Raw genomic sequence first — 18,366 nt, 5'->3', positions numbered from 1 at the left:
TTAAAATATGGGTATTTATTTAATATTGATTTGGGGAAATTTCTCCATTTGCAATTGCTTTTGCAGCTGAAGTTCCGATTCGCTTAACTCCTAAACGAATCATTTCTGAAGCTTCTTCAAATGAACGAACACCTCCCGCCGCTTTTACTGGAAGAGGAGAAACATTTTCAAGCATCATAATTATTGCTGGTACCGTAGCTCCGTTTGGAAGACCATTGTCTGTATTATAAAAGCCTGTTGAAGATTTTACAAACACAGAATCAAAATCATCTTCTTTAAAATTAGAAACCACAACATTTTTAATCAAGGCAGATAACTGAATAATTTCTTTATCTGTCAAAGCTGCAACTTCGATAATCCATTTAACTGTTTTATCATTCGCTAAACCAATTTGGGTTCCAATTAAGATTTCTTTTTTTACTAAATCAAGATCACCGCTCTTAAATGCTTCGTAATTACACACAAAATCTAAATCATCAGCTCCATTCGTAATAGCTTCGTTTGCTTCTTTAATTTTGGTTTCAAGACTTGACTTTCCTTCTGGAAAATCAATTACTGTTCCTACCAACAAAACCGAGTTGGCTTCAACTATCATTTTTTTTGCCAGAGAAACATATTCTGGTCGAATCATAATGAGTTTAAATCCTTCTTGAATTGCTTCGGCAATAGCATTTTTAACCACAAGAGTATTTTCTGCTTCCGAAAGACCAGCTTGCGATGCAGTTTTTAAATACGTTGAGTCCAAATATTGCTTTACATTCATTTTGATAGAAGTTGCAGAAAACCAGCACAAAAGTACATTTTATATTGAAAAAACACAGCTTTTTGAGCACTTCATTTTCTTGTAAAAAAAAACCCACCGAAGTGGGTCTTAATATTAAATTTTATCGATTTGCTTTTTAAATCCGATTGCAGAAAAGACTGCTACAAAGGCACCAAGTGTATTCGCCAAAACATCAGCAACATCTGAAGCTCTAGTCACAGTAAGAGCACTTTGCAGGATTTCGATTGTAATTCCGAAAAAAACAGAAAATATAAAGGAAATTAAATAGGCTTTATAATCATCTGCTTCTTTTCCTTTTAATTCTTTTTTGAAAAACAAAATCCAAGAAATTGTAAATCCAAAATGAAAACAGAAATGTACAATTTTATCAATACTTGGGATACTAACTGCAGGTAAGTTACCTGAATCTGTAAGACAAAAATAACTAATGATCCCTGTACAGATAATGGCCCAAATTAAAAGCAGCTGTTTAGGCACCGATTAATTGTTTATAGTCATCAGCTGATAATAAAGAATCAATTTCTGACACATCAGCAATTTTTACTTTAATCATCCATCCAGCTCCATAAGGATCTGAATTTACAGTTTCAGGAGCACTTTCTAAATCTTCATTAAAAGCAATGATTTCACCTGTTAATGGTAAAAATAAATCTGAAACTGTTTTTACAGCCTCAACAGTTCCAAAAACCTCATCTTTTGAAAGTGTCTGATCTAAAGTTTCTACCTCAACATACACGATATCTCCTAACTCTTTTTGTGCAAAATGAGTAATTCCTACAGTCGCAACATCTCCTTCGATGCTAACCCATTCGTGATCTTTTGTGTACTTTAAATTTGCTGGTATGCTCATAATAGTATGTTTGAAAATTGATAATTTAAAATTTAAGCCACAAATGTAATAATCTTCTAATAAATCTAGTTTAGAAACCCAAATTAATTTCCAAAATTATAACGAAGTGTGAAACCTGATCTAATATTCGTTAAAGGAAATGAAGTTGAGATAACTGCTTTCGAGAACGAATGGTCATAATAGAATATTGCGGTTAAGTTTTTACTGAAAGCATAATCTGCTGACACTTTTAAAGTCCATATATTCTGTCCTGCTGCCAGCTGATTATTATCGTAATCTAAATATCGAACCAAAGTCGCATTGTTTCTATATGAGAAATCGGCCTTCAGATTTATATCGCTTTTTATAATTCCTGTTGGATTATCTGCAAGTCTAGAAGAGATAATTACATCTTTAAAACGGTACCCCATTCCAACAACATATTCAATTCCTTTAACCTCTGTCAACAAGTTATTGTCAAAACTCATAGACAAGGCACGGTCCTTCTTAATTTCTGTTAGCAAACGGAATGAATTTTTCAGCTCGAAGTCTACTCTAATTAGTGGACTAAATTGTTCTACTAAATTCACATTTGACATGATCGTTTTGTTATAGAAATTTGTATTCACATCCTGACCTCCCGGAGTTTCATAATAGTCAAAATTTGATCTAAATTGACTAATTGTATAAGAAGCTCTATAATTATGCTGCAATGAAAAACGTCTAAAATGATCTTTAAAATATTTGTAACGCATTAATCCGTTGTATTTCACACTCCAGTTCGGAATAGGGAAACTTCTAAAAATATCTGTCGAACTATTTGAAGCATTTGCTCCCGTATATGCCGCCAAGAATGATGGCAATAAAACTGCTTGATTGCTTTTTGAGAAACCAATTGGATAACCAACGTTTGATGAATAAATTTTATAATTTGGATCAGATTCATCTGGAATTGGATTATTTGCATCACCATATCTAGGAATTGCTGCCCCACCATAATGCTGTTCTGCCAAACGATTGGCAATAGTCAATCGATTATTTCTAAAATCATCAAATGCCGCAGATTCTGTTTCTGTACTCGTAGAAAAAGAAGTTTTAATCAAGACTGTCGAAATAGAAAACATTCCATAGGTATATGGCGACAAAGGCAAATATTGCCCTGTTGCGGGATCAACGCTATATTGTTCTGATGAATTTTCAGAATAAGCGCGATCCATCGCCAAATCAATTTTTAAGTCTGGGAACAAATCAACATTTGCTGTTATTTTCAAAAGCTTATTGCTTACCTGTGTAAAATTTTGATTGAAATTTTGATAACTCGTCAACCATCCATTTTTAGCTGCTTCGAAACGTACATCATCTTGGCTACCAAAAACGAATCCTAATGAAGGTTTAGATGTTCCAAAGAAACCTACTCCAGGAATATATCCCGGTAAAACTGTACCACTGTTTTTAGTATAGTTAATTTGAACATTCTTAATACTCGTCAAAACTCCAATTAAACCATCATAAAAAGGATTACTACTTGTTACAGGTTTGGCTGTATTTACAATTTTTTCACCTGGTTTTGGCGGAGCAGCTGGTTTTGCTTTTGCAGCTGGTTTTGAACCTGGTGTCAATCCTAAATATTTATACAGCGTATTCATATTTAATGTCGTTGAAAAAGTATTCGAATTCGCATTCTGAACTGTATTTCCTAAATCCCACGACACTCCATTTTCGTCAACATATTGAGAAAGTGCAGTTGATGATCTTTGCCAATTGTAATCAGCCGTATACGAATAAGTGGCTTTTACAAAACTAAAAATTGGAATTTTATTAATTGGAATATCATAATTCAAAACCAATTGCTGTAAATGCTGATTTGGTATACCAATGTCCAAATAGTCATCCCAGATATTGAAGTCTTCTTTTGGCGTATTATCGTCATTCAAAAAGTTTCTTACGATATTGTTAGATGCTGCTGTATAATTTAATTTCAATGATTTCGTCAAATTAAATCCAAAACCGTACTGATAATTAAATGCAAAATTTCTTCTATACAGAGGATCAAGACCTATACCTTCTACATCAACTTGTCTATATTGCTGACGGTTGCTTTGTCTTAAAATATTGGTATTAAAAGATACATTCGACGGCAGGTAGTTAAAATTAAAATCGCTTAATAGTTTCCAATATTCACTTGTTTTCATGAATTTGGTTTGCTTAAAAGGAACTACTTCTTTAGGCTGAAATGTATAAGCATAATTCACCGAAGTATTAGATTGTTCATCTTCGTAATCTTCTACTTCATAATCATGACGCTCAACCTGATTATATGACTGAGAGAATGTAAAATTCTCCACATCATATACGTGAGGTTTTTGCTCTGGCGCTCTGTCTTTTCTTACCCCAATAAAGTTGATACTTTTACGCTTAGTATAATCTATTGCACGCGTTCTTATATTGTCTTTTTCTGCAGGGTCTGTTGTTTCAGCAATTAATTGATCTAGCTTAATATCCTGATTAAACGGATCATATTCTGGCGTAATGATCTCTTCACCAATTGCATAATTAAACGGAAGATTAATTCCCCATCTTTGAGGAAGTAATTTTCCTAAATTAATATTAGTTACGATATTATACTGCTGAATATCTTCACGATCTCTTTCATTGGCACCTTGTTCTAGAGAACCAAAACCAATTGTACTTTTTTTACCTGAAGCAGATAATGTCATCAAATCGGCCATGTTGGTATCAACATTTAATAAAGCAGCCATACCTCCTTTGTTCTCCAAATCAGACATGCGAAGCTCATTAAACCAAACCTCTCCTTTAATATCTTTATGATCGGCAGCACTTTTTACTCCGACCATTAAATTTCGTACTAAACCAAAATTTGGATTTCCTTTAATACCTAATCTTAATTTGCTGTCACCATCACCTCCACTTGGAATTAAATCTGGGTCATCATCTGGATAATAAATTCCATTAACATCTCTTTTACCAGAATTAATATCAACAGACATTCCTTTAATTTTCATTCGCGTCAATAAATCAAGCGCTAAATCAATATTATTTTCATCTAGCCAAACTTGGTTTGGACTTATGGTACAAGAACCTCCAGTTGTTGTTACTTTTAAAGGAATTTCAATTTGGTAAAAGTTTTGCGTAAAATCGTTACCAAAACGGATAAATCCAATCATTTCGTCATCCAAAAGAGGATTTTCACTTGGAAGCGATTCGGCGTGAAGGAACATTTTCAATTTTTTGTACTGACGCATGTCAACACTTACATTTTTGAAAACTGCTCTAGAATCTTGATATTGTAATCCTGTACCGCCTACTCTAACCGCTAACGACTGCTCATTTTGGTTAATAATTGTATTATTATTATACAATTGCTCTCTTTGAACTCCTGGAGGAATAACATAGTTCACAGGACATTTTGTACTGTTTTCTTGGATATTTACCGCCGCAACGTCAAATTCAGTTCCGTCATCATCAGGATTTGTGTCAGTAGCATCTAATGTTCCTGTATATCTTCTCCATTCTCCTCGAACTAAATCTAAAGCTCCAAAACGAACTGTCATTTGATCATTAAATCCAGTCATAAACATACGCATGAAACGAATCGATCTAAAATCGGTAATATTTCCAATGGTGTTTTTAGGCTGCGAAACAGGAATCTTAAACTGAATCCATCTTGCTCGCGTAGTAGATCCGTTTGGCAATTCTACATTACCTACATCTTCTGGTTCACGAATATCACTAATATAATTTTCCCCTACCTGCATTCCTGGTTTTAAATCAATACTGTATTCATAATACGCATTGATTGTACTCATGGTATTATCACGATTGATATCTTCAACGTCTGGAAGAGTTGTAGAACCGCGATTTGGATCATCAACACTTACAGCAGAGTTGTTCTCAGTTCCATTATATCTTTTATAACGCTCCAAAACACCTCCATCTGTATTTAAATAATAAATATAGTTATCAGCTGCAGGATCCGCTTCACCTGCATAATTGGTATAAACTGATGCCTCTTTAGCATCTGGCAAACCGTCTAAACCAACGTCTTGATTTTTACGATTATCTGGATTAGTATCAAATGCATAAATTAATGACTGAGAAGCCGGAACATCTCCCCAAAGTGGCTGAGGATTTACCATTATCTGATCTGGCCCTAAACCATTTTCATATTGTTTTCTTCCGTCCTTTAGAACATCCTCAGAAACTTCACCTAAATTGAAATAAATCTTACCAACGTTACTTGGCTGTGCTTCTCCATTTCCAACATAAGGATCAAGTACCCAGAACTGAATGTATTCTACGTTACCCTGCTCAAAGTTTGTAGAATTCAAGGCACGCATAATTCCACCAAAGTTAGTAGATGGATTACTTGTCGCAAAATTTGGATTATTATTATAAGGTCCTCTATCTGATGGATAATACGTTAAATCAAGAGTATTTACAACCTGAATCTGTCCCTGTGCAATATCTGTATTTGGATAAAGCTCTCTACTGTAAATTCTTCTGGTTGAATTTAATGATAAATCATCATTTGAAATCCCAGATGGCTTTGACGAATAGAAAATAGGATCAATAGTATACCAAGCTAATTTTGCACGTTTATAACCATACTCTAATGTATTTGAACTAGCATTAAAAGTATTATCTGTCGCTGAATTAATAAATGGTGTTGAAGCCAAACTCCAAGCATACGCAGATCTCATATCAATTGTTGTTTGAGATCCTTCAAAATCATCGATATAAATAGTTGCCTCTCCTTCAAAATCACTTGCTTTTGGTGCATCTGGTTTTAAAAATGCAACTTCTCCACGAATTGAAAGATTAGAAGGAACATCTGTATCAATATTTGGCAATTTGTTAGCCAGTCTTGTTAAGAATGGAACTTCTGTCGCATAATTTCCGTTGAAACCAAAAATAGTATTATTTACAGATTCTTGCCCGTAACTTGATTTTTGAGTAAAAGGACGCTCTGTCATTTTTAATAAAGTCCCGCCAACAACAAATTTATCAGAGATTTTATGTTCAACATTTACTCCCATAAATCTTCTTGTCTGCTGACCAAAGATAGAGTTGTTCTCTAACGAAACCTCGATTGGCGTATTTGAAGCTTGCAATGAAGGATCCAAAATCTGTACTCTCCCCAATTGGTAATCTACACTGTAGTCAATACCTTCGACTAAAACCCTTCCTGCAGCAGTTACAACAACAGATCCTTGAGGAACGTTGAAGGCTCCAATTGGAATACCGCTACTACCTGAAGATTTGTATTTTCCTCGTAATAAAAATTTGTTTTTATCACTATCCTGTAAAGCTCCCGCCTGAGTATTTTTATACATGTTTCTAAACACATATTTCTTCTGATTGGCATTGTACGAGTTTGGATCATTATAATTTTCACCCGAACCTGAGTTCTGTAATTTTCTAAACAAAAGTTCTCCAAATGGCTCTTTTGTTGTAAAAATAATTCGGGCATTTTGTACATCGACAGTTACCCCAGGAACATAATCAAAGAATCCATCTCCTCCAGTTTGAGGATCGTTATTGTAATTTAAACGGTCAAGATTAAAAACATTCAATAATGGCGTTTGTTCTACTTTATCATCTGGAGCAGGATTTGTTGGGAATGTAGTTCCTGTTACTGGCGTAATATAATTTATTGGCGAAGGATCTGTATAAAGAATGTTAAGTCTAAAATCTTCTTGTTTGATTTGATAAGCTTGAGGAATTTGATAAACGTTTTTCATCATCAAGTCCCAAACCGGATTATTAACGTTAGTCAAACTACTTTTCAGCATTTTCAAAACCAAACTTTGCGTTACAATTGCTTGGTTAGCATTGTTATTTCCTGTAACTACTGTTGCATCAACACCATCACTTCCAAATTCTCCGACTTGGTATACTTTTCCTCCAACGGTATATTCGAAAGCAACAGCTAAAATCTCATCATTAGCCAAACGCTGCTGTAACGAAATATACCCTAACTGCGGGTTAAATGTATATTCGTTTGTAGTTAATTTTCTAGCATTTTCAAGAACTGAGTAATCAGTACCTTCGTTTACATTGGTATTATTGAATCCAGATTTGGCTGTAACAATTTCTCTAATATTAGAATTCAAATAACTTCCTGCTTTTCCAATAGCTGCAGGATCATATTTGTTATTTGTATTGTCTGTTGGAGAATCTATAGGATTATTGAAAAATCCCGTTGGATCTGTAATAACAACCACTTCATTATCTGGAACACCCGAAACCTGACCTTCTCCTAAATCCTGAAGTGCAATAACGTTTCTTAAGTTATTACTCGTCGTTGTTACTCTATTTTGTTTATTGGTTACCCATACCTCAATCCTTGTAACTTGAACACGGCTGTCAATTAATGGATAATTTCGAAGAGAAGCATCGTATTTATTTCTGAAGTATTGTGACAAGAAGAAGTGTCGGTCATTATCATAATCTAATGCAAATAAATCAAAGTTCTGCACTGTTCCTCCACCTTCTGCGACTATACTTTTGGTTTGAGACTTTTGTTCTGAGAAAACTCCAGTCACAGTTGTTTTACCAAATTGCAGCTGTGCTTTAACCCCAAATAAACTTTGCGCACCACGAATTAAGGTACTATTTAAAGGCATACTCACATTCCCAACCTCTACTTTTTGAACGATATCATCTTCTGAAGGTGTGTAAGCTAGTTTGAATAAATTTTGAAAAGCAAATGTTGATTGTGTGTCGTAGTTTGCGTTTACTTCAAGACGAGTTCCAATTTTTCCCATTAAACTCATACTGATTCTTTGATCGAAATCAAAAGTCAGACTTGATCTATTTCTAGGTGAAAATGACGGATTATCTTGTTTAGTATAACGAAGACCCAAGTCCATTTCTACTGATCCTGTGGGTTTTACATCTATGGTATTACTTCCAAAAATACTTTCGAATAAACTCGAATTGATGTAATATCTTGGCAATAAATCTTTTTTGGCTGCTTCCGCTCCAGCTTTTTTACCATCTATGGCATCCGATTTTTTTCTAAAATAATCTCTTCTGGATTCTTTTAAAACTAAATCTTCATACTCTTTAGGAGTTAAAATTAGTGGATAATTGATAGAAAAACCGTCAACAGAATTGGTGTAGATATAACGATCAGTAATAGGGTCGTATCTGTACGCCGATAGTATACTTGGAGGATCTTCTAACTCGATTTTACCTACTGAAAACTGAGTTTTAGTTGTATCTTGTGTTGCGGGAGTAACCTGTGCGCGCAAAACATTACCGCAGAGTAAGACCAGCAACAAAATACAAATTTTACGCATAGAATTCTTTTATATGAAAATGAATTTATAAGCTTTTTAAAGCCTTTTTGATAATTGTTTCGACAGTAGCTTCAGGATCTTCTTTTACAATCCTTTCCACCACTTTTTCAGAAGCTTTTCGCACAAAACCTAATACTTCTAGAGCAGATAACGCTTCATCTCGGTTTCTATTGTTCTGAACAGCAAAAACTTCATCTATATCGTACAATTTAACAACTTTTTCCTTTAAATCAAGTATAACCCTTTGTGCTGTTTTGTTTCCTATCCCCTTGATAGACTGTATTACACCTACATCTCCAGATGCAATAGCATTTATAATTTGTTTTGGTTCTATTGACGAAAGCATCGTTCTAGCAATACCAGCTCCAATTCCTGATACAGAAATTAGCATTCTAAATATTTCTCTCTCCGATTTTTCAACAAAACCATATAAAGTATGCGCATCTTCTTTAATTTGAAGATGCGTATACAATTTTATATTTTCGGAATTTGGTATTAGGGCAAAAGTATGCAGTGATATATTTACCTGATAACCAACACCTCCACAATCTATTACAACGTCTGTAGGATTCTTTTCTACTAATCTTCCCTGCAAGTGTGCTATCATAAATATAATTAATTAGTATCAAATATAACAAAAATGCCATAAAACTACGACAAATTTGTCCAATCCTCGTAAGAACGTTTATTGCGCTGCTTTATTCTTTTTAATTTCTTTTTCCTGAGCGTCAATAACAGCGATTGCAGCCATATTAACCATTTCTTCTACGCTTGCTCCTAATTGGAAAATATGAACTGGTTTGCCCATACCCATCATGATTGGTCCAATCGAATTCACTTTATATAATTCTTTTAATAATTTGTAAGTGATATTTGCTGACTCTAAGTTAGGGAAAATCAATGTATTTACCTTTTTTCCAGCTAATTTAGAAAATGGGAATTTCTCTTGAAGCATTTCCGGATTTAAAGCAAAATCTGCCTGAATTTCTCCATCAACGATCATTTCTGGATGATTCTTATGCAAGTAAGCAACTGCTTCTCTAACTTTTGAAGCGCTTGGACTGCTTGAAGAACCAAAATTTGAGAAAGAAACCATTGCAATAACTGGTTCAATTCCGAACATTTTTGCAGTTTTTGCAGTCATAGTAGCAATGTTAATCAAATCTTCTGCAGATGGATTGATATTTATTGCTGTATCTGATAAAAACATTGGCCCTCTTGAAGTCAACATCATATTTGCAGTTGCAATTAACGATGCATTTTGCGCTTTTGGAATCAATTGCATCATTGGTTTTACCACTGAAGGATAACTTCTAGAATGTCCTGTAACTAAAGCATCTGCTTCACCTTCGTTAACCATCATTGCTGCAAAATAGTTTCTTTCGCGCATGAATTTCTCTGCGTCTAATTTAGAAACGCCTCTGCGTCCTCTTGTCTCCCAGAATGAATTTGCAAACTTGTTACGTCTTGCTTCTTCTTCATCTGTTTTAGGATCAATGATTTCAAGATCTGCATCAAAACCAAGTTCCGCTTTTAATTCTAAAATCTGTTCTTTGTTTCCTAATAAAATTGGGAATCCGATTCCGTCTTCGTAAACAATCTGAGCTGCTTTTAAAACGTTTAATTGATCTGCTTCAGCAAAAACAATTCTTTTAGGATCTAATTTAGCACGGTTTGTAATCAAACGTACCATTTTGTTATCGTTACCCATACGTTCGCGAAGAACATCTTCATAAGCTGCCCAGTCTGTAATAGGATTTTTTGCCACTCCAGATTCCATTGCCGCTTTTGCAACCGCTGGGGCTACAACAGTAATTAATCTAGGATCGAAAGGTTTAGGAATGATATATTCTTGTCCGAAACCAAGTTTTGTTGCGCCATATGCTACGTTTACTTGCTCTGGAACTGGTTCTTTTGCCAAAATAGCTAAAGCTTTTACAGCCGCCATTTTCATTTCTTCGTTGATCTTAGTCGCTCTTACGTCTAATGCTCCTCTAAAAATATAAGGGAAACCTAAAACATTATTTACTTGATTAGGAAAATCGGAACGTCCTGTCGCCATAATAACGTCTTTTCTCGTTTCTAAAGCTAAATTATAATCGATTTCCGGGTTCGGATTTGCCATTGCAAAAACGATCGGGCTTTTTGCCATTGTTAACAGCATTTCTGGCGAAAGAATATCTCCAGAAGATAATCCGATGAAAACGTCAGCATCTTTTACAGCTTCTGCTAAAGGAATCTGAGGTCCGTCAATTGCATATTTTAATTGTAAATCTGAAAGTGCTGGATTATCTTTAGTTAAAAGTCCTTTACTGTTGTACATTAAAACATTTTCAACTTTTACTCCAAGTAAAACATATAAATCTGTACACGCAATCGCTGCTGATCCTGCTCCAGAAACCACTACTTTTACGTCTTCTGCTTTTTTTCCTGCCAATTCAAGCGCATTGATTAAAGCTGCAGAAGAGATAATTGCTGTTCCGTGCTGATCGTCATGCATTACTGGAATATCCAATTCTTCGATTAATCTTCTTTCGATTTCGAAAGATTCAGGAGCTTTGATATCCTCAAGGTTAATACCTCCAAAAGTTGGAGCAATATTTTTTACAGTCTGAATAAATTCTTCAACATTTTCGGTATCGATTTCGATATCAAAAACATCAATGTCTGAGAAAATTTTAAATAATAGCCCTTTTCCTTCCATTACAGGTTTTCCTGCTTCTGGACCAATATTTCCAAGTCCTAAAACAGCTGTACCGTTTGAAATTACGGCTACTAAATTTCCTTTTGCTGTGTATTTATAAACATCTTCTTTGTTTGCCGCGATTTCTAAACATGGTTCTGCAACTCCTGGCGAATAGGCCAATGATAAATCTCTCTGGGTTGCATATTTTTTTGTGGGAACTACCTGAATTTTTCCTGGAGTTGGCTCTGCGTGATACAGCAGCGCTTCTCTTCTTTTACTCTCTTTGTTCATTATTTTTAGCTTTTATTCTAGCTTACAAAGATATAAGTCTTGTTTTAAAAAGGCATCTTTTTAGCGTTTTCTTTTCCTAAAATCTATTTAGAGAAATAAAAAAAGTCCAATAGAAATTGGACTCCTTTTAAATTTTTATCTTTTTTAGCTATGCTTTATTGAGAAATATAAGAATTCAAATGCTGAATGGTATCTTTCTGAATTTCTATAATTGCCTTCACTACATCACTAATTGAAATAATTCCAACGACAATTCCGTCTTCTAAAACCGGCAGATGTCGTATTCTTTTTTCACTCATAAGTTGCATGCAATCATCAAGATTATCTGAAAGTTTAACTGTAAAAACATTACTTTCCATAATCTCATGAACGAAAGTTTCTTTAGAAGATTTATCCTTTAAAACAATTTTTCGAGCGTAATCTCTTTCCGATAAGATTCCCTTTAAAACGTTATTATCAATAATTAGAATCGCTCCAATATTTTTGTCTCCCATTACTTTTAACGCATCATAAACCGTTAAATTGGAGAAAATAGAATAGACATTTCTTCCTTTTGCTTTAAGTATTTGATCTACAGTCATAATGAAAAATTTTTAGATTTATAAAGTTATAACAAAATCCAACACAATTTGCAACGAAATCGATTTTTTAAAAACTTAACCAATTCATTTTAAATATAATACGCCAAATTTTACATTTTCAAAATTATAGTGTAAAGAATGAATTTGTTTAGAGTTATTTTTTGAAGAAAATTAGATTTTTTAACGTTTACAGATCTGTTCTAGATACCTGTAACCTAGCGGGGTTATTTCACTTTTATAACCATAAAAACAATGCTCCATTGGAGCATAATATTTATAGCAGAAAAATTATGGCAAATCAAAAAAGCTCTATAGGAGGGACATATAGCCTAACAACATTCAAGGGTTGTGTAGTTACCGATATGCTAAAACTTTGCATTCTAGCTTTAGAGCAAGACGCTCTTAAAATTTCTGAAACCAACAAAAGTAAATCTATTAATGTAGACCTCATTTTAGACACAGTTCTTCAATTGATTTCTATGGATGAATTTGAGTTTTTAAGTGAAATGACTATATACTGAATAGAAATTCTAACACCATTATAGAATAAACAGATTAAAAAATCTTAAAATAATTATCAGTAAATAAATTCTTATAGATTACATTTTACAAAACAGCAATAAATTACAGCATCCAAAAAAAGATTTATTCTACTCTAAGAATTTAATATTCCGTTTTAAACCTTCAAATTTTGTTCTCTTGATAGGTGAATTTTTAAAAACAAGTTTAAAAGTTTCTTCAGTGATTTCCATCCAGTCTTTTTTAGTAAAAGAGAGTAAATCTGGATTTGGATTAAATAGAGGCTCCGAATGTGGTTTAGAAAATCGATTCCACGGGCAAACATCTTGGCAGGTATCACAACCAAACATCCATTCATCAAATTTTCCCTTCATTTCATTAGGAAGGTTTTCTTTTAATTCGATAGTGTAATAAGAAATACATTTACTACCGTCAACTATATAAGGGGCTACAATAGCTTGTGTAGGACAAGCATCTATGCAAGCTGTGCAAGTACCACAGTGATCTGTTACCGCATGATCATATTCTAATTCTAAATCAATAATTAGCTCAGCGATGAAGTAAAAAGAACCTACTTTTTGAGTAATTAAATTGCTATTTTTTCCAATCCAGCCAAGTCCGCTTTTGGCAGCCCAAGCTTTATCTAAAACGGGTGCCGAATCGACAAAAGCTCTTCCGGAAACTTCACCAATGTTTTCTTGAATAGAATAAAGAAGCTCCTTCAATTTATCTTTAATTACAAAATGGTAATCTTGTCCGTAAGCATATTTAGAAATCTTAAAACTTTCGTCATTCTGCAATGAATCGGGGTAATAATTAAGCAAAAGAGATACAACACTTTTACCATCATCAACTAACAAAGTTGGATCTAAACGCTTGTCAAAATGGTTTTCCATATAAGCCATTTGACCATTTCGATTGTTATTTAACCAATTTTCAAGACGAGGTGCTTCTTGTTCTAAAAAACCTGCTTTGGATATTCCACAAGAAAGAAAACCAAGTCTTTTCGCTTCATCTTTAATAAATTTCGAATATTTCTCTTTAGAATTTATCATTATCTTTCAGAAAAAATAACTTCAATACCAACAGGTTTTAAGGTAATCAGCGGATTAAACTTCACCGTATTTTCTACTGAAACGATTTTGTATTTTTTAACGATATAAGAAATCGCTAAACACATTTCATAAATAGCAAAACCAGCACCAATACACATTCTTGGTCCAGCTCCAAAGGGATAAAAATATTGCATCGAATGTTTTTTTTGTTCCCCTAAAAAACGATCTGGATTGAATTGATCTGGATTATCCCAATATTTTGGATTTCGATGTAATTCATAAAAAGAAACACCAATTAAAGTATCCTTTTTTATACTAAATTTTCCCAAAACATCATCTTCCACATTTTGCCGATCTGTAATCCAAGCTGGAGGATACATACGCATTGATTCATTCAATACGGCATTTATATAAGTCATTCTTTGGAGTTGCTCTATGACATCATTGCTTTCAGATTCAACTTCAAGAATTTCTTCATATACTTTTTGCTGCACATCTAAATGGCTTCCTAGTAATTGTAATGTAAAAGTCAGCGCATTAGCAGTTGTTTCATGACCAGCAATAAATAAAATTTTTATTTCATCTATTAATTGGTCAACCGACATTCCTTCGTTAGTATCTTCATAACGAGTTTCCAAAAGCATATTAAGCAAATCGTTGACTTCATTTTTTGATGCAACTCGTTCTTCAATAATACTTCGAATGATTGCATTATTTTCTTCAGCCAATAAAAGATGCTTTTTTACCTGGCCGCTAATAGCAAACCACCATCCTTTATGTGGAAGTCGAATTTCTTTAATTAGGAAATTTTGAACTGTTTCAATAATATATTTTATCCGATTCAGCTTTTCTTCTGCTATAGAAAATTGAAATAATGACTTAGCAACAACATTAAAAGCCAGTTCACTCATTAAAGGAAAAAGATCTACTACGCTATTTTCCTCAATTCTTTCTAACTCAGAAATGATTGTCGTCTTCATATTGTCAACCAGCTGATTCATCTTTTGCTTATGAAATGCTGGCTGAATAAGTCTACGCTGCTTTAACCAATATTCTCCATCAACAGTTAATAGTCCTTTACCCAAATATTTAGATAAGTAAACAGACTGAAATTTGGATTTATAATAGTTCCTATGATTTTTTTGCAATATATATTGAGCTACATCATTATCTCTAGATAAAATAATGTGTCGTGATTTTCCAATTCTTATAGAAAATGAATCTCCAAAACGTTCAAAATATTTTTTATGATAAGGTATAGGATTTTTACGAACTCCTTCGGCATCAACAAAAAATCTTAAAATAGAAAGTTTTGGCGGATAATTATATTTTTTACTTATAGACATTTCTATTAGTATTAAAATAACTCTCCTTGATTGTTTGTATTAACTTTTCCGAGATGTTTATAAGCCTTATCTGTAACCTCTCTTCCTCGAGGCGTTCTCATTATAAATCCTTCTTGAATTAAAAAAGGTTCGTACACTTCTTCAATAGTTTCACTGCTTTCGCTAACCGCCGTCGCTAAAGTTGAAAGTCCCACCGGCCCTCCTTTAAACTTATTGATAATCGTAAGTAGTATTTTATTATCCATTTCATCCAAACCGTGAGCATCTACATTAAGTGCTTTTAAGGCATATCTAGAAATTTCTATATCAATTCTTCCGTTCCCTTTTATCTGCGCAAAATCACGAACTCTCCTTAATAAAGCATTTGCGATACGGGGAGTTCCACGGCTTCTTCCTGCAATTTCAATAGCAGCCTCTAGATCAATAGGCATTTTTAATATAGAAGCACTTCTTTCAACAATAGTGGTTAAAAGTTCAGTAGTATAATATTGTAATCTAGAAGATATTCCAAAACGTGCACGCATTGGAGCAGTCAATAATCCTGATCGTGTTGTTGCTCCAATCAAAGTAAAAGGATTTAAATTGATTTGAACCGTTCTTGCATTTGGCCCCGATTCAATCATAATATCAATCTTGAAATCCTCCATTGCAGAATACAAGTATTCTTCAACAACAGGACTAAGTCTATGAATCTCATCAATGAACAAAACATCTCTTTCGTCTAAATTTGTCAGCAGACCAGCCAAATCACCTGGTTTATCCAATACTGGACCAGAAGTAATTTTAATACCAACTTGCAACTCATTAGCTAAGATATTTGCCAAAGTAGTTTTTCCTAGACCTGGAGGACCATGAAAAAGGGCATGGTCGAGCGCTTCTCCACGCTGGTTGGCAGCGGCAACAAAGACTTTCAAATTTTCCAAAACTTGATCTTGTCCAGCAAAATCATCAAATGACAGCGGACGCAATCTTTTTTCAAGATCTAACTCTTCTGAGTTATATCCTTTAGTATTAGGATCTAGATTTTCATTCATCCCACAAAGATATATAAACTAATCAGTTTCTAAAATAGTTAAACTGAACGATTAAAACTTTAACTAAACAAAAAAGGCTGTCATTTCTGACAGCCTTTGATTATTTTTAGTGGTGTAAAACTTCTTCACCTTCTTTCATTGGTACATTTTGAGGAACAAAATCTACATCGTGATTAGGGTTACTATAGTCATACGGCCAACGGTATACGTGAGGAATTTCTCCTGGCCAGTTTCCGTGAATATGCTCAACTGGCGTAGTCCACTCTAAAGTAGTAGATTTCCATGGGTTTTGAACTGCTTTCTTACCGTAGAAAATACTGCTAAAGAAGTTGTATAAGAATACTAATTGGAACGCACCTCCTACAAGAGCAAATGTTGTAATTAAAACATTCACATTTTGTAAATCATCAAATAATGGGAAGTTTGTATTAGTATAATAACGTCTTGGTAAACCAGCTAACCCGATAAAGTGCATTGGGAAGAAAACTCCATAAGCACACACTGCAGTTACCCAGAAGTGGATGTAACCTAAGTTTTTGTTTAACATTCTTCCGTACATTTTAGGGAACCAGTGGTAAATACCAGCAAACATTCCGTAAAGTGCAGAGATACCCATTACTAAGTGAAAGTGAGCAATTACGAAGTAAGTATCGTGAACGTTAATATCTAATGTACTGTCTCCTAAAATGATTCCTGTTAAACCTCCAGTGATGAAAGTAGAAACCATTCCGATAGAGAATAACATCGCTGGGTTGAATTGTAAGTTACCTTTCCATAAAGTTGTAATCCAGTTAAATGCTTTTACAGCAGAAGGGATTGCAATCAATAAAGTTGTGAAAGTAAATACAGATCCTAAGAAAGGATTCATACCTGAAATAAACATGTGGTGACCCCAAACGATAGTTGATAAGAATGCAATTGCAAGAACTGACATAATCATCGCTCTGTAACCAAAAATTGGTTTACGAGCATTTGTAGCCATAATTTCTGAAACAAGACCCATCGCTGGTAAGATTACGATGTAAACCTCAGGGTGACCTAAGAACCAGAATAAGTGCTCAAACAATACTGGAGAACCTCCTTGGTAGTGTAAAACCTCTCCAGCAATATAGATATCAGATAAGAAGAATGAAGTACCAAAACTTCTATCGAAAATCAATAATAAAGCTGCAGATAATAAAACTGGGAATGAAATAACACCAATAATAGCTGTTACGAAAAATGTCCAGATTGTAAGAGGAAGTCTAGTCATAGACATTCCTTTAGTTCTTAAGTTAAGTACAGTAACAATGTAATTTAAAGATCCCATCAATGAAGATGCGATGAAAATAGCCATAGATACTAACCATAATGTCATACCTGTTCCAGATCCAGGAATTGCTTGAGGCAATGCGCTTAATGGAGGGTAGATTGTCCATCCTGCAGAAGCTGGTCCAGCTTCAACAAATAAAGAACATAACATTACTACTGCTGATAAGAAAAACAACCAGTATGAAATCATATTCATAAATCCAGATGCCATATCTCTTGCTCCAATTTGAAGTGGAATCAATAAGTTACTGAATGTTCCACTCAAACCTGCCGTCAGTACAAAGAATACCATGATGGTACCGTGAATTGTAACTAAAGCCAGATAAATATCATTTGCCATTACACCATCAGGTGCAAATTTATCTCCTAATAAAACATTAAATATTTTGAAAGACTCTTCTGGCCACGCTAACTGCATTCTAAAAAGCAAGGACATTGCAATCCCAATTACTCCCATAACAATACCAGTAATCAAGTATTGTTTAGCAATCATTTTGTGATCAATACTAAAAATATATTTAGTAATGAACGTGTCTTTATGATGATGTTCGTGCTCGTGATCGTGTCCGTGATCGTGACCGTGCGCTTCTGCTGACATATATTTG

General features: G+C 34.0%; 12 protein-coding genes. 1 reads left to right on the top strand and 11 read right to left on the bottom strand.

Going from position 1 to position 18,366, the window contains the following annotated elements; all coding sequences use genetic code 11:
• Window positions 1-19 precede the first annotated feature (19 nt).
• The 7 genes from deoC to OD917_RS15065 form a co-directional block, all read right to left on the bottom strand.
• Window positions 20-763 carry a deoxyribose-phosphate aldolase gene (gene deoC / locus OD917_RS15095; RefSeq protein ID WP_263524249.1) on the bottom strand — a complete coding sequence of 248 codons (744 nt, stop codon included), beginning with the start codon at window positions 761-763 and terminating at the stop codon, window positions 20-22.
• 114 nt (window positions 764-877) lie between these two features.
• On the bottom strand, window positions 878-1,261 hold the full coding sequence (locus OD917_RS15090) for a VanZ family protein (protein WP_263524248.1): 384 nt from the start codon (window positions 1,259-1,261) through the stop codon (window positions 878-880).
• Complete coding sequence (gene gcvH / locus OD917_RS15085; RefSeq protein ID WP_111283763.1) at window positions 1,254-1,634, bottom strand: glycine cleavage system protein GcvH; 381 nt, start codon at window positions 1,632-1,634, stop codon at window positions 1,254-1,256. Before gcvH ends, OD917_RS15090 begins: the two co-directional genes overlap by 8 nt.
• Before the next feature lie 83 nt (window positions 1,635-1,717).
• On the bottom strand, window positions 1,718-8,938 hold the full coding sequence (gene sprA, locus OD917_RS15080) for a cell surface protein SprA (RefSeq protein WP_263524247.1): 7,221 nt from the start codon (window positions 8,936-8,938) through the stop codon (window positions 1,718-1,720).
• Window positions 8,939-8,963: 25 nt separating this feature from the next.
• Window positions 8,964-9,545, bottom strand: coding sequence for a Holliday junction branch migration protein RuvA (ruvA, locus tag OD917_RS15075; RefSeq protein WP_263524246.1), 582 nt, complete (start codon window positions 9,543-9,545; stop codon window positions 8,964-8,966).
• A gap of 78 nt (window positions 9,546-9,623) precedes the next feature.
• Window positions 9,624-11,915: an NADP-dependent malic enzyme gene (locus OD917_RS15070; RefSeq protein ID WP_263524245.1), complete on the bottom strand. Its 2,292-nt coding sequence runs from the start codon at window positions 11,913-11,915 to the stop codon at window positions 9,624-9,626.
• A gap of 155 nt (window positions 11,916-12,070) precedes the next feature.
• Window positions 12,071-12,496, bottom strand: a complete 426-nt coding sequence (locus tag OD917_RS15065) for a CBS domain-containing protein (protein WP_111283755.1) — start codon at window positions 12,494-12,496, stop codon at window positions 12,071-12,073.
• A 290-nt stretch (window positions 12,497-12,786) separates the two neighbouring features.
• Between OD917_RS15065 and OD917_RS15060 the strand changes: the two genes are divergently transcribed.
• Window positions 12,787-13,017, top strand: a complete 231-nt coding sequence (locus tag OD917_RS15060) for a hypothetical protein (RefSeq protein ID WP_263524244.1) — start codon at window positions 12,787-12,789, stop codon at window positions 13,015-13,017.
• A gap of 129 nt (window positions 13,018-13,146) precedes the next feature.
• On the opposite strand, the gene queG is transcribed toward OD917_RS15060, so the two are convergent.
• The 4 genes from queG to OD917_RS15040 all read right to left on the bottom strand — a co-directional run bounded on the left by queG (window position 13,147) and on the right by OD917_RS15040 (window position 18,359).
• Entirely contained in the window at window positions 13,147-14,070 is a 924-nt protein-coding gene (queG, locus tag OD917_RS15055; protein ID WP_263524243.1) for a tRNA epoxyqueuosine(34) reductase QueG, read from the bottom strand.
• Window positions 14,070-15,416, bottom strand: a complete 1,347-nt coding sequence (locus OD917_RS15050) for a cytochrome P450 (RefSeq protein ID WP_263524242.1) — start codon at window positions 15,414-15,416, stop codon at window positions 14,070-14,072. Before OD917_RS15050 ends, queG begins: the two co-directional genes overlap by 1 nt.
• 11 nt (window positions 15,417-15,427) lie before the next feature.
• Window positions 15,428-16,450 carry a Holliday junction branch migration DNA helicase RuvB gene (gene ruvB / locus OD917_RS15045; RefSeq protein WP_263524241.1) on the bottom strand — a complete coding sequence of 341 codons (1,023 nt, stop codon included), beginning with the start codon at window positions 16,448-16,450 and terminating at the stop codon, window positions 15,428-15,430.
• A 106-nt stretch (window positions 16,451-16,556) separates the two neighbouring features.
• Window positions 16,557-18,359: a cbb3-type cytochrome c oxidase subunit I gene (locus OD917_RS15040; protein WP_111368034.1), complete on the bottom strand. Its 1,803-nt coding sequence runs from the start codon at window positions 18,357-18,359 to the stop codon at window positions 16,557-16,559.
• Window positions 18,360-18,366 lie beyond the last annotated feature (7 nt).

It is taken from the genome of Flavobacterium sp. SH_e (genome assembly GCF_025717045.1).
Taxonomy (GTDB): Bacteria; Bacteroidota; Bacteroidia; order Flavobacteriales; family Flavobacteriaceae; genus Flavobacterium.
This window is presented reverse-complemented; position numbering and strand designations above follow the sequence as displayed.

Bases quoted from the DNA above. Each gene is read 5' to 3' on its own strand.
- OD917_RS15065 (WP_111283755.1), bottom strand. From the start codon at position 12,496: ATGACTGTAGATCAAATACTTAAAGCAAAAGGAAGAAATGTCTATTCT.
- deoC (WP_263524249.1), bottom strand. From the start codon at position 763: ATGAATGTAAAGCAATATTTGGACTCAACGTATTTAAAAACTGCATCG.
- ruvA (WP_263524246.1), bottom strand. From the start codon at position 9,545: ATGATAGCACACTTGCAGGGAAGATTAGTAGAAAAGAATCCTACAGAC.
- ruvB (WP_263524241.1), bottom strand. From the start codon at position 16,450: ATGAATGAAAATCTAGATCCTAATACTAAAGGATATAACTCAGAAGAG.
- OD917_RS15070 (WP_263524245.1), bottom strand. From the start codon at position 11,915: ATGAACAAAGAGAGTAAAAGAAGAGAAGCGCTGCTGTATCACGCAGAG.
- OD917_RS15060 (WP_263524244.1), top strand. From the start codon at position 12,787: ATGGCAAATCAAAAAAGCTCTATAGGAGGGACATATAGCCTAACAACA.
- queG (WP_263524243.1), bottom strand. From the start codon at position 14,070: ATGATAAATTCTAAAGAGAAATATTCGAAATTTATTAAAGATGAAGCG.
- sprA (WP_263524247.1), bottom strand. From the start codon at position 8,938: ATGCGTAAAATTTGTATTTTGTTGCTGGTCTTACTCTGCGGTAATGTT.
- OD917_RS15050 (WP_263524242.1), bottom strand. From the start codon at position 15,416: ATGTCTATAAGTAAAAAATATAATTATCCGCCAAAACTTTCTATTTTA.
- gcvH (WP_111283763.1), bottom strand. From the start codon at position 1,634: ATGAGCATACCAGCAAATTTAAAGTACACAAAAGATCACGAATGGGTT.
- OD917_RS15040 (WP_111368034.1), bottom strand. From the start codon at position 18,359: ATGTCAGCAGAAGCGCACGGTCACGATCACGGACACGATCACGAGCAC.